The sequence below is a fragment of the Klebsiella sp. JN_Kp127 genome (assembly GCF_040062505.1).
GTDB classification, from domain to species: Bacteria; Pseudomonadota; Gammaproteobacteria; order Enterobacterales; family Enterobacteriaceae; genus Klebsiella; species Klebsiella quasipneumoniae.
The window spans coordinates 86504-98952 of the sequence record NZ_JBEAHS010000004.1 but is presented as its reverse complement, the minus strand read 5'-3'; the positions used below and the strand labels follow the sequence as shown (position 1 = coordinate 98952).

Below are 12449 nucleotides of genomic sequence, written 5' to 3'. Positions count from 1 at the left end.
GGCGGTTAGTGGGCGTCGTGGGTGTAGTGGAAGACCGGTAGCCCGAGCTTCCAGCGCAGCGCCAGCATGCGGGCGGTAAAGCCGAACAGCAGCGTGGCCAGGACCACCACATCGTGGCTGCTGACGTAGTGTTGCAGCGCTATATAGAGTACCGCTGCGGCAAACGAGATCCCGGCATACAGCTCTTTCTGGAAGACCAGCGGAATGCGCTTGCAGAACATATCGCGCAGTACGCCGCCGAAAACGCCGGTGATGACCGCAGCAATAGAGGCGATAACCGGGCCTTCGCCCATATCCAGGGCGATCTGCGCGCCGATGATGGAAAACACGATCAGCCCCAGCGCATCCAGCACCAGGAAAAGCCGGCGAAGGTGCGGCATTACCGGGGCGGCAATTGTGGTAAGGACGGCGGCGACGGCGACAATGATGACGTATTCCGGATGCTTCACCCAGCCGAGAGGATAGTGTCCCAACAGGATATCGCGAACAGAACCCCCGCCCAGCGCGGTCGCGGTGGCGATAATAATGACGCCAAACGTATCCATCCGCCGACGACCGGCAGCCAGCGCTCCGGTCATGGCTTCCGCGGTGATACCGATTAAATACAGAACATGAAGCAGCATAGATCCCCCCAGACAGTGGCCGGCAGGTTAACGATTTGTGCGCAGGATCACGATTGATATTTTCTAAAGTGAAGTCGTTAGGCCAGGAAAAAGTAATGACAACATGGCTTAAATTGGCTTTATTTGGTGGTTAAGTATTATTTTTTGAATTTTTACAGATTAGAAAAAGTAATGTCTTATTCCCGATCGGTTATCTATATTGAAAACGCTATGAATACCTAATGTTTAAGTCCCGACCTTTATCCTTTTATTTTCTTTCTCGAGGAGATGAGAAAATGCGTGTCGCCGCCGGGAACAAACATTCTCTGACTCGCCTGATGGCCGTAGTATTAACCGGGATTCTGGCCGGTCTGTCCGGTATGGCGCTGGCGCTGATTTTACATGCCATTCAGCACCTGGCTTTTGGCTACAGTCCAGCGCATATCGTTGGTTCGGTGTCATTTTTACAGGGCGTCACGGCGTCGCCCTGGCCACGTCGCATCGCGGCAATCGTGGCCGGCGGCATCGTCGCCGGATTTGGCTGGTGGCTGCTTGGTCGCTATGGGCAGAAGCGGGTTTCCATTGCCGCGGCGGTGGCTAACCCTTCCGTCCCCATGCCCGCGGGCACCACGACGATCCACGCTCTGCTGCAGATCGTCACCGTAGCGCTGGGGTCCCCGCTTGGCCGCGAAGTGGCTCCTCGGGAAATGGGCGCGCTGGGAGCGGGGATGGTGGCGCGTAAGCTGCGCCTGCTGGAGGATGAAACCCGTACGCTGATTGCCTGTGGGGCGGGCGCGGGCCTGGCGGCGGTGTATAACGTCCCGCTGGCAGGGGCGTTGTTCACCCTCGAGGTCATGCTGCTGTCGTTTAGCTGGGAAAAAACGCTGGCGGCGATAATGACCTCGGCGATTGCCGCCTGGACGGCCACCCTCGGGTTAGGGGATGAATCGCAATACCATTTTGTTTCCAGCGCGCTTCCGCATACCTTTCTCTGGTGGGCGATTCTGGCGGGCCCGATTCTTGGCGCCGGCGCCTGGCTCTTTCGCAAAGCGACCAGCGCAGCGCGTTCACGCGTGCGAAGTAACTGGCAGATGCCGGTGTTCTGTCTGCTGGCGTTTTCGCTTCTGGCCGTCCTTAGCCTCTGGTTCCCTGCGCTACCGGGCAATGGCAAGGGGCCGATGCAGCTGGCGCTCAGCGACGGGCTGCCTCACTCCATGGTCGCGATCCTGTTAGGGCTGAAGCTGGTGGTGATCCTGGCGGTGTTGCGCGGCGGCGCGGAAGGCGGGTTGTTAACCCCGGGGCTGGCGGTGGGCGGGCTGGCCAGCCTGCTGCTCTGCGCGCTCTGGCAATCAGGGTTCCCTGGCGGAGATGAAAGCAGTTTCGCCCTGGTGGGGGCAGCCGCTTTTCTCGCCGCCTCCATGCAGATGCCGCTGACGGCGGTGGTGCTGGTGATGGAGTTCACCCACATGGATCACAGCTATCTGGCCCCGACGCTGCTGTGCGCGGCAGGGGCGTTTTTGACCTGCCGGGTACTGGATAAAAAATAGTGCTTTTGAAATGAATGAAAAAAGGCCGGTAAACCGGCCTTCAGAAAGGTATCTGAGATTACTCGATATTCTGGATCTGCTCGCGCATTTGCTCGATCAGCACTTTCAGCTCAATCGCAGAGTTGGTGACCTCGGCATTGATCGATTTTGACGCCAGGGTGTTCGACTCACGGTTGAACTCCTGCATCATAAAGTCGAGACGGCGACCCACAGCCTCTTTCTTTTTCAGAATGTTGTAGGTCTCTTTTACGTGGGCTTCGAGGCGGTCCAGCTCTTCGGCAACGTCGATACGCTGCGCCATCAGCACCAGCTCTTGCTCGAGACGGTTATTCTCCAGCTGCACTTCCGCATCTTCCAGCTTGGCGACCAGACGCTCGCGCTGCCACTGGAGAATTTCCGGCATATGGGCGCGAACTTTCGCCACTTCGCCGCTCACGCCTTCAAGACGCTGCTCGATAAGCGCTTTCAGCGCCTGGCCTTCCGTTTCGCGAGCGACGATGAAGTCATCCAGCGCGCCGTCAAGGGCTGCCAGAATGTCGGCGGCGATGGCGTCAAGATCCTGTTCTTTGGCGGCCATCACGCCCGGCCAGCGCAGGATATCAACCGGATTGATTTCCCCTTCATCGCTCTGCATTTTTACCCAGTTGGCGGCGTTAACCAGCTGTTTAGCCAGCTTTTCGTTGAGAATCAGTTCGCCCTGAGCGCTGGGGTCTTGTTCAAAACGCAGGGTGCATTCGACTTTACCGCGAGTCAGGCGGGCGCGAATGCGCTCGCGTACCACGGGCTCCAGGCTACGGAACTGCTCCGGCAGGCGGAAGTACGTTTCCAGATAGCGCTGGTTTACCGAGCGCAGCTCCCATGCGGCGCTACCCCAGTCACCCTTGATTTCACGGCGGGCATAGGCAGTCATACTGCGGATCATAGACGTTCCTGTTTTCGTAATAATGAATGCAAGGATTATAGCTATGCCGGCGGTGACTTAACAGGAATAGTGATGAATACTTCAAGACTGATTTTTTAAGGGACATAGCTTCGGTGTATTTAATGCGATTACTTTGCTTAGTGAAATGTATCCTTTTATAGCGGATAGGAAATAAGCTTTGATTCTTTCGCGGCTTAAGAATCATTATGCTGTTAATTTTTATCAACTGAATTCTGTCTATTCGCAGTAAAGCTATCTCTCCCTGCTTTCAGGCAGAATAAAAAAGAGTGAAAAACCGTAGGCCTATTTTTATTATTGAATGTGAGTATGATCATCCACATGTTTTTGTATCGTCTTAAAGCTATATCGTGGTATTTTTTACAAAGTATAACCGCCAAAAATGTTATGGGGTATTACCTTTAACTATTATGTATGCTTTTTCTGAATTCAATATGACAAAAGTATTAATATCTCTGTTGGGTGCATTCTCTTCATGAATATAATCAATTTAATTATATTTATTTGTTTTGTAATGGCAATGATTTAACTTTATGTAGTATTGTCCGGCAGCAAGATCGCGAGTATAGTCATTTTAGATGAGTTCTATAAAAAGGATTTTAATATGGACACTATCTTTGATAAAGTCATTAGAGAATTTTTCCCAAATACAAATATACCCTTTTGGAAAAAATGGCTTTTCAGGTCCGCTTTCGGCAATAAGAAATTTACTCGTATAATATATAACGATCGGTTAGTTAATCAAAGTGGAGTCGAATGGGTTAATTCGGTCGTCGATCTCCTTGAATTGCAATGTGCAACCGAACAACATCAATTTAATAACATACCCGAAAATGGGGCAGCGGTTGTTATTTCAAATCATCCAACAGTCATCGATGGTCTTGCTTTAATACATACGGTCTCCCGGGTGAGGAAAGATATAAAAATAATTGCCAACCACATTTTGCCAATTATATTTCCACAGGTGGAAGAACTGACCATTGGTATTGAAAATATGGCCGGTAAGATGAGCCATAAAAAATTTAGAGAGATGAACAATCATCTGCGAGAGGGAGGCGTATTAATTATATGTCCATCGGGTAAACTGGCTAACTGGTCTCTTTCAGGTTTACAGGAGCATAAGTGGAACCCCGGTTTTTTACAGCTGGCGATGAGAAATAATGCGGCGCTGGTGCCTATTCATATTACGGGTAAAAACAGTAACGTTTATTATCTTACTGCAACGATCTGGCGGCAACTGTCTAATATAATGGTTATTCGTGAAGCTCTCCGCCATCGTGGAAAGACCATGGGAATCAATATCGGACAGCAAATAGCCTTATCTTCATTGCAAAAATACAATAAAGATCTTTCTGCAGCAGCTAATGTATGTTTGATGCACCTCCAGAGCATAGGGAAGAATGGAGCAGCTCTTGTCGATACGATTTCGCCACAAGGACTAAAAGAAGATAGAGAGGATTTAATAAGTGCGATAGATGAGTGCGAAATATTAAGACAGTTTGATGATGGAAGAAAATTATTGATTTATCGCTGCAAAACTGGCCGTTTCTCACCAATTATTGATGAGTTAGGACGCTTACGCGAACGCTGTTATCGCGATATTGGTTCAGGGTCCGGTAAAGATAGAGATAATGATATTTTTGATGAAAGCTATTACCACATTATATTGTGGGATCCTGCTGAAACAGAAATTCTGGGGGCGTACCGTCTCGTTCCTGTTGGCGAGCAACTCGCCCGCCATGGAATAGCTGGCCTCTATAGTAATAGCTTATTTAAATATCATGATAGCGCCTATTTGTGCTTAGAAAAGTGTGTAGAAATAGGTCGTGGCTTTATCCAGAAACCTTATCAAAAAGGTAATGTTCTTGATTATTTATGGCAAGGTATATTCGATTTTATAAAAAGATACCCCAACTATAAATATTTATTAGGTGTGTTGACTATCCCAGGATCTTTTCCTGAAGAGGTACAGAAACTGATTGTGAGTTTTTATAATATGTACTTTCCCACCACGACTGATTTTTGTACACCAATAGCCCTGTTCACGGTAGAAACTACACAAAGCGATAGTCCTTTTAGCGGAAACGATTTTAGCGAAGACTGGAGTATGTTAAATCATCTTCTGAGAGAAAAAGGTTATAAGCTGCCCTGGCCTTTTAAACAGACTGCTAAGTGGTTCTCTCCAGGTGGATCGTCGATTATTTCATTTACTAAAGATGAGGCTTTTAACTCGATAGCTGGGTTAAATCTGAGCGCTATTGATAAATTGAATGAAGTATACGTTAAACATTATTTAAAAGACTGAGTTGACGATGACTAACGGGTACTGGAGTAATAATGCTTTAATCCAGCCGTCAGTAATAAGGGAAATGATATGCGTATGGATACGTTTTAATGCAAAAGTCAGTAACTAAATGCTTTGTCATGATTTCGATGCTAGTACTCTCGGGATGTGATAACAAACCGGATAACATGCTATCCGGTTATTCACATGGTGAATTTGTATACCTTTCTTATTCTGGTAATGAAAAAATAGAACGAATCTTCATTAATAAGGGCGATAATGTCATTCCAGGACAGGAGTTAGTGAAGATTGACTCCTTCGATGCACAAAATATTTTCCTGCGTGCTGAAGAAAAACTTTCAGCTGAGAGCGCAGTGTTACGAAATCTGAAATCGGGAGAGCGGCCAGAAGAGCTGGATATTATACGGTCACAGCTAAAAAAAGCCCAATCGGCAGAATCACAGGTAAAGCGGCAGCTTGGGCGATATCGTCATCTTTATGCCAACCATGCCATATCGCGGGCGGAATGGGAGGATATCAGGGATGAGTTAACGCAAAAAGGCGCACAGGTTGAAGAGTTAATTAATCAACTCAAGGCACGGCAACTACCGGCCCGTCAGGATGAGATTAGCCAACAGCTCTCGATGGTGGCCGCGGCAAAACTCGAACGTGATAAAGCGCTTCGGGATGTTCAGCAAACGACGATTGTATCTCCAATAAATGCCAAAGTTTTTGATATTATATATCGTGTTGGGGAGCGTCCTTCAGCTGGCAGACCAATAATCAGTCTGTTACCACCTGAGAATATAAAAGTACGTTTCTTTATACCCGAGGCGATGCTCGGTAAATTTAATATCGGGACGAAGGTAAGACTTTTATGCGACGGTTGTGCCGAACCTATTCCTGGCGTTATTAATTATATCAGTCCTGAAGCAGAGTTTACGCCCCCGGTTATTTACAGTACGAAACGCCGTGAAAAACTTATTTTTATGGCCGAGGCGATCCCTATCCTGGAGCAGGCTGAACGGATGAAAATCGGCCAGCCGTTTGATGTGGAGATTATTGGCAATGAATAATCTTTGTATTGATGTGAAAAATCTCAATAAACATTTTGGCGAACATCATGTCGTAAAGGATTTCTCATTACAGGTGGCAAAAGGCGAGATTTACGGTTTTCTTGGTCCGAACGGTAGCGGAAAAACGACATCGATACGGATGATGTGCGGTTTGATTACGCCCGATTCAGGTGAAGGTTTTTGTCTGGGTATGGACATCTTCACTCAGCGGGAAAAAATAAAACAAAAGATAGGCTACATGACTCAGTATTTCTCGATGTGGGGAAATTTAACTATTCGGGAAAACTTATTTTTTATTGCACGATTATATGGCCTCGACCAGCGTAAGGCCCGGGTTGAGGATGCGCTTACAGAATTAGGTCTTACTTCCCGACAGCACCAGCTGGCTAAGGAACTTTCTGGCGGCTGGAAGCAAAGAATGGCCCTCGCCGCCTGCATGTTGCATGAACCTGTTTTGCTGTTTCTGGATGAACCGACCGCTGGTGTGGATCCAAAAGCGCGACGGGAGTTCTGGCAAATGCTGCATCAGCTCTCTGACAAAGGGATCTCAATACTGGTGAGTACGCATTATATGGACGAGGCTGAGCGCTGCCATAAAGTTGCTTACCTCTCTTATGGCCGGCTACTGGCGAATGGCACTATTGCATCGATTATCGCTTCGCAGAATCTTATTACCGTGAGAACCAGCGGCGCTGGGCTGACGGTGCTTGAAAGCCAGCTCCAGCGCTTGCCGGATATTGAACAAACGGTCATTTTTGGCAATCAGCTTTATGTTACTTCCAGAGATGAAGCGAAGTTAGCATCCGCGCTATTTGCTTTTAAACAACAGGGTTATGAGTTCTGCCAGGTCGATACCAATCTGGAAGACGCATTTACCTATCTGATGAAAAACAATTGTGAAAAAAATTAATTTAAACTTCTCTCTAACCCGCTGGTTTGGTGTGGTTATTAAGGAGATCCACGAATTACGTCGTGATAAAGTCAGTATCAGCATGGTACTCCTTACCCCTATTTTTCAGCTGATCATTCTTGGCTATGCGATAAATATGGACCCGCATCATCTTCCTACCGCATTACTGAATTACGATAGCGAACGCATGAGTCAGGTTTTTGTGACAGGAGCGCAAAATACCGGATATTTTTCGATGATACCTGTCGATTCTGAAGAGGCAGCTCAGAAAGCATTTGTTCGAGGTGATGTCACTTTTATCGTAACGATCACCGAGGGGTTTACGCGCAAGATGCTGCGTGGAGAAAAACCTCAGCTGCTTATTCAGGGGGATGCTATCGATCCGATGACCACGGGAAATGCGTTAAGTGCTCTGGTGCAGGTTGCGAAATCGATGTTTCAGCAAGACTTGCCGGGTGAAATGCGTGTAGAGCAAAAAGAGGATGATTTTGAGCTTATTATCCATCGCATGTTTAACCCGGAGGGGATCACCCAGTTTAATACGATTCCCGGTATTATGGGGTCGATACTCAGTACAACCTTGATCCTGATGACCGCTCTGTCGATTACTCGTGAGAGAGAAAACGGTGCGTTAGAAAATTTACTGGTTTCTCCTTTGACCGGGCTTGAGGTCATTGTTGGTAAGATAACACCTTTTGTTATCATTGGCCTGTTTCAGGCGACGTTAATTCTGATTGCCGCCGTTCTGTTATTTGATATTCCTCTTCATGGCAGCGTTTTCCTGCTTTTTTTAGTGTTGTTGATTTATGTCTTCCTCTGCCTGTCAATCGGCATTGGTATTTCTGGCATAGCGCAAAACCAACTGCAGGCGCTGCAAATGTCGTCATTTTATTTTATCCCTTCCATTATGCTGTCTGGCTTTATCAGTCCTTTTATTAGTATGCCCGACTGGGCGAAAGCCATTGGCTCCTGTTTGCCGCTGACCTACTTCATCCGGTTGGTAAAGGGCATTATGCTGAAAGGGTATTCTGCGACGGCATTATTACCCGATCTGTTGCCGCTGATTGGCCTGGCGGTGATAGTGATCGGCGTAGGGTTGAAATCTTATCGGAAAACGCTGGACTGACATTATGTGCGCGCCCGGCAGGTGTTGGCATAGGCTTTTCGCCATGAAATTCGTATAATGCGGCCTTACATTCGTTTCAAGCCGGAGATTTCTATCATGCGTCCAGCAGGTCGTAGCGCCAACCAGGTGCGCCCCGTTACCCTGACCCGTAATTACACAAAACACGCTGAAGGCTCTGTGCTGGTTGAATTCGGTGATACCAAAGTGCTGTGCACCGCCTCCATTGACGAAGGCGTACCGCGTTTCCTGAAAGGACAGGGACAGGGGTGGATCACCGCTGAATATGGCATGCTGCCGCGTTCAACGCACACGCGTAACGCGCGTGAAGCGGCAAAAGGCAAACAGGGCGGCCGGACGATGGAAATTCAGCGCCTGATCGCCCGTGCGCTGCGCGCGGCGGTTGATCTGAAAGCGCTGGGCGAGTTTACCATCACCCTCGACTGCGATGTGCTGCAGGCCGACGGCGGCACCCGCACCGCGTCTATTACCGGTGCCTGCGTGGCGCTGGCCGACGCGCTGAATAAGCTGGTGGCGGCCGGCAAGCTGAAAACTAACCCGATGAAAGGGATGGTGGCGGCGGTCTCTGTTGGGATCGTTAATGCCGAAGCCATCTGCGATCTGGAGTACATCGAAGACTCTGCCGCGGAAACCGATATGAACGTGGTGATGACCGAAGATGGTCGCATCATCGAGGTGCAGGGTACGGCAGAAGGCGAGCCGTTCACCCATGAAGAGCTCCTCACTCTCCTGGCGTTAGCCCGAGGGGGGATCGAATCCATTATTACGACGCAGAAGGCGGCGTTAGCAGATTAGTTTTTAAGGCGACTGAGAAGTCGCCTTTTTTTTGACCGTAAAAAAGTAAGATGAGGAGCGAATCCATGAAGCCGTATCAGCGCCAGTTTATTGAGTTTGCGCTTAGCAAGCAGGTTCTTAAGTTTGGCGAGTTCACGCTGAAATCCGGGCGTAAGAGCCCCTATTTCTTTAACGCCGGCCTGTTTAACACCGGGCGCGATCTGGCTCTGCTGGGCCGTTTTTATGCCGAGGCGCTGGTGGATTCCGGGATTGAGTTCGACCTGCTGTTTGGCCCGGCCTACAAAGGGATCCCGATTGCCACCACCACCGCGGTGGCGTTAGCCGAACACCATGACCGCGACCTGCCTTACTGCTTTAACCGTAAAGAGGCAAAGACTCACGGCGAAGGCGGCAATCTGGTCGGTAGCCCACTGCAGGGCCGGGTCATGCTGGTGGATGATGTGATCACCGCCGGTACGGCGATTCGCGAATCCATGGAGATCATCCAGGCCAACGGCGCACAGCTGGCGGGTGTGCTGATCTCCCTGGATCGTCAGGAGCGCGGCCGCGGCGAAATCTCCGCCATTCAGGAAGTGGAGCGGGATTACGGCTGCCAGGTTATCTCGATCGTCACCCTGAAAGAGCTGATCGCTTACCTGGAAGAGAAACCGGAGATGGCGGAACACCTGGCGGCAGTTCGCGCTTATCGCGAAGCCTACGGCGTGTAACGAAAATGCCCGGTAAGCAGAGCGCTACCGGGCAATGCAAAAAAACTACTGCAGCTGTGCGGCGACCAGCGGCCAGCGGGCGTCGAAATCATCCGTCGGACGGTATTTGAACTCGCTGCGCACAAAGCGCGACAGCATGCCCTCGCAGAAGGCCAGCAGCTGGCTGGCCAGCAGCGTTTCGTCGAGAGTGTAGCCTTCGCCTTCGCGCATTTTTTTCTCGCGCATCACCTGACGCAGCTGCACTTCGATGCGTTCAAAAAGCTGGTTGATACGGCCCTGCAGCCGATCCTGTTCGAACATCAGCGCGTGTCCGGTGAGGATGCGCGTCAGCCCAGGATTACGCTCGCCAAACCCAAGAATCAACAGAACAATCAGGCGCAGGCGCGCGGATGTGTCCTTCTCATCTTTCAGAATCAAATTGATGCGCGTAATCAGACTGTCTTCAATGAACTCGATCAGGCTGTCAAACATGCGGGTTTTGCTGGGAAAATGGCGATACAGCGCGGCTTCAGAAACGCCGACGGAAGCCGCCAGTTTCGCGGTGGTAATACGTTGACTACCATCGCTGGATTCCAGCATTAGCGCCAGAGATTGAAGTATTTCTTCGCGACGATTCCGTTTCGCAGTTTGCTTTTCTGCCATGTTTTAAAATACCCCTGAAAATAAGCACTTGTCAGGCAGACATCCACAACGCGACCGCAAACCAGAGTTTGCGGTGATGTTATTGCATTATGCGCGTTGGGATGCAGATTCCGTGTTGCTGGGCTTATTTACGCCCTGAGTGACCGAAGCCGCCTTCGCCGCGGTCGGTGGCATCGAAAGATTCCACCAGGTTAAATTCCGCCTGCACGACCGGCACAAAGACCATCTGCGCGATACGTTCGCCCGGCTCGATAATAAAGCTCTGCTGACCGCGGTTCCAGACGGACACCATCAGCTGCCCCTGGTAATCGGAGTCGATAAGGCCCACCAGGTTGCCCAGCACCACGCCGTGCTTATGACCCAGGCCCGAGCGCGGCAGGATCACCGCCGCCAGAGCGGGATCGGCGATATGAATCGCAAGGCCGGTCGGCAACAGCGTGGTTGCGCCCGGCGCCAGCTCTACGGCGTCGTCGAGACAGGCTCGCAGGTCAAGTCCGGCGGAGCCGGAGGTGGCATAGGTCGGCAGCGGAAATTGCTGGCCGACACGCGGGTCCAGAATCTTAACGTCGATTTTTTTCATCATAACGGGTCACGATCTCGTCGAGTAATAATTGGCCCAGGAGTTCCTTGCGCTCAAGTGGTAAGCGCTTTTCCCCATCCTGCCAGAAAAGGTGTAATGCGTTGCTATCGCTGTTAAATCCCTGATTAGGCTGGGAAACATCGTTGGCGCAAATCAGGTCGAGGTTTTTGCGGGCACGTTTTTGCCGCGCATATTCTTCCACATTATTCGTTTCGGCGGCAAACCCAACGACGTAGGGGCGATGCGATTTTAGCGCTGCAACCCCGGCGACGATATCCGGGTTTTTAACCATTTTTATTGTTAATTCATCACCTTGTTTTTTTATTTTATCTTCGGCGATGGCGGCGGCGCGGTAATCCGCCACCGCGGCGCAGCCAATAAAAATGTGCTGCTGCTGAGCGCTGGCCTGGACGGCCGCTTCCATTTCCAGCGCGGTAGTGACATCAATGCGCTGCACAAAGGGCGGTGTCGGTAGCGATACCGGTCCGCTGACCAGGGTCACGTTCGCGCCGCGCTGTGCGGCGGCGGCGGCAATCGCGAAGCCCATCTTACCGGAGCTGTGGTTTGAGATGTAACGCACCGGATCCAACGGCTCACGGGTCGGGCCCGCGGTAATCATGAGGTTGAGATGTTGCAAATCTTTGACAGGGGAGGCGAAATGCTGTGCGACCATCTCCACGATGGTTAACGGATCGAGCATTCGCCCCGGGCCGACGTCGCCGCAGGCCTGGCTACCGCTGTCCGGTCCCCACAGCAGCAGGCCGCGGGATGCGAGCGTCTGCAGATTATGCTGGGTGGCCTGCGCGCGATACATCTGCTGGTTCATGGCGGGCAAGACGGCAACCGGGGAAGGGGTGGCGAGACAGATCGTCGACACCAAATCATTGGCCATGCCTGCCGCCACGCGGGCGATCAAATCGGCGGTCGCCGGGGCGAGGATCACCAGGTCGGCCCATTTTCCGAGCTCAATATGGCCCATGGCCGCTTCCGCCGCCGGATCGAGCAGGCTGTCGGAGACCGGATAGCCGGATACCGCCTGCAGGCTGAGTGGGGTGATGAACGCTTTTGCCGCCTCCGTCATTGAGACACGCACTTCCGCGCCGCGTTCACGTAGTCGCCGTACCAGTTCCGGGGTTTTATACGCCGCGATACCGCCGCTGACGCCCAGGACGATTTTTTTACCCGCCAGAGTCATCATGATGTATTCCTGTTGCCGTAGACC

12 protein-coding genes are annotated in these 12449 nt (G+C 50.9%); 7 read left to right on the top strand and 5 right to left on the bottom strand.

Annotated features, from left to right (window positions below; translation table 11 throughout):
* Nucleotides 1-5: 5 nt before the first annotated feature.
* Complete coding sequence (locus tag ABLV04_RS03105) at nt 6-623, bottom strand: trimeric intracellular cation channel family protein (protein ID WP_002922654.1); 618 nt, start codon at nt 621-623, stop codon at nt 6-8.
* A gap of 275 nt (nt 624-898) precedes the next feature.
* Here ABLV04_RS03105 and ABLV04_RS03100 point away from each other — a divergent pair, with 275 nt between their 5' ends.
* Complete coding sequence (locus tag ABLV04_RS03100) at nt 899-2149, top strand: chloride channel protein (protein WP_101976646.1); 1251 nt, start codon at nt 899-901, stop codon at nt 2147-2149.
* A 58-nt stretch (nt 2150-2207) separates the two neighbouring features.
* On the opposite strand, the gene ABLV04_RS03095 is transcribed toward ABLV04_RS03100, so the two are convergent.
* Nucleotides 2208-3071 carry a YicC/YloC family endoribonuclease gene (locus ABLV04_RS03095; RefSeq protein ID WP_002922636.1) on the bottom strand — a complete coding sequence of 288 codons (864 nt, stop codon included), beginning with the start codon at nt 3069-3071 and terminating at the stop codon, nt 2208-2210.
* A gap of 622 nt (nt 3072-3693) precedes the next feature.
* On the opposite strand from ABLV04_RS03095, the gene ABLV04_RS03090 reads away from it, so the two are divergent.
* The 6 genes from ABLV04_RS03090 (at nt 3694) to pyrE (ending at nt 10005) form a co-directional block, all read left to right on the top strand.
* A complete protein-coding gene (locus ABLV04_RS03090; protein ID WP_180266193.1) occupies nt 3694-5394 on the top strand; it encodes a lysophospholipid acyltransferase family protein in 1701 nt (566 codons plus the stop codon).
* 89 nt (nt 5395-5483) lie between these two features.
* Nucleotides 5484-6449: an HlyD family efflux transporter periplasmic adaptor subunit gene (locus tag ABLV04_RS03085; RefSeq protein WP_276097429.1), complete on the top strand. Its 966-nt coding sequence runs from the start codon at nt 5484-5486 to the stop codon at nt 6447-6449.
* Entirely contained in the window at nt 6442-7359 is a 918-nt protein-coding gene (locus tag ABLV04_RS03080) for an ABC transporter ATP-binding protein (protein WP_064158068.1), read from the top strand. Before ABLV04_RS03085 ends, ABLV04_RS03080 begins: the two co-directional genes overlap by 8 nt.
* Nucleotides 7346-8485, top strand: coding sequence for an ABC transporter permease (locus tag ABLV04_RS03075; protein WP_306811342.1), 1140 nt, complete (start codon nt 7346-7348; stop codon nt 8483-8485). The genes ABLV04_RS03080 and ABLV04_RS03075 overlap by 14 nt, the downstream gene beginning before the upstream one ends.
* A gap of 96 nt (nt 8486-8581) precedes the next feature.
* Entirely contained in the window at nt 8582-9298 is a 717-nt protein-coding gene (gene rph, locus ABLV04_RS03070) for a ribonuclease PH (protein ID WP_180266194.1), read from the top strand.
* Nucleotides 9299-9363: 65 nt separating this feature from the next.
* Nucleotides 9364-10005: an orotate phosphoribosyltransferase gene (pyrE, locus tag ABLV04_RS03065; protein ID WP_004205073.1), complete on the top strand. Its 642-nt coding sequence runs from the start codon at nt 9364-9366 to the stop codon at nt 10003-10005.
* 45 nt (nt 10006-10050) lie between these two features.
* Here the strand turns inward: pyrE and slmA are convergent, their stop codons facing one another.
* The 3 genes from slmA to coaBC form a co-directional block, all read right to left on the bottom strand.
* Nucleotides 10051-10647: a nucleoid occlusion factor SlmA gene (gene slmA, locus ABLV04_RS03060; protein WP_004205072.1), complete on the bottom strand. Its 597-nt coding sequence runs from the start codon at nt 10645-10647 to the stop codon at nt 10051-10053.
* Between the two features lie 124 nt (nt 10648-10771).
* Entirely contained in the window at nt 10772-11230 is a 459-nt protein-coding gene (gene dut, locus ABLV04_RS03055; RefSeq protein ID WP_180266195.1) for a dUTP diphosphatase, read from the bottom strand.
* The gene (coaBC, locus tag ABLV04_RS03050) at nt 11208-12422 is read right to left on the bottom strand and encodes a bifunctional phosphopantothenoylcysteine decarboxylase/phosphopantothenate--cysteine ligase CoaBC (RefSeq protein WP_180266212.1); all 1215 of its coding nucleotides are present in this window, start codon (nt 12420-12422) and stop codon (nt 11208-11210) included. Before coaBC ends, dut begins: the two co-directional genes overlap by 23 nt.
* Between the last annotated feature and the right edge of the window lie 27 nt (nt 12423-12449).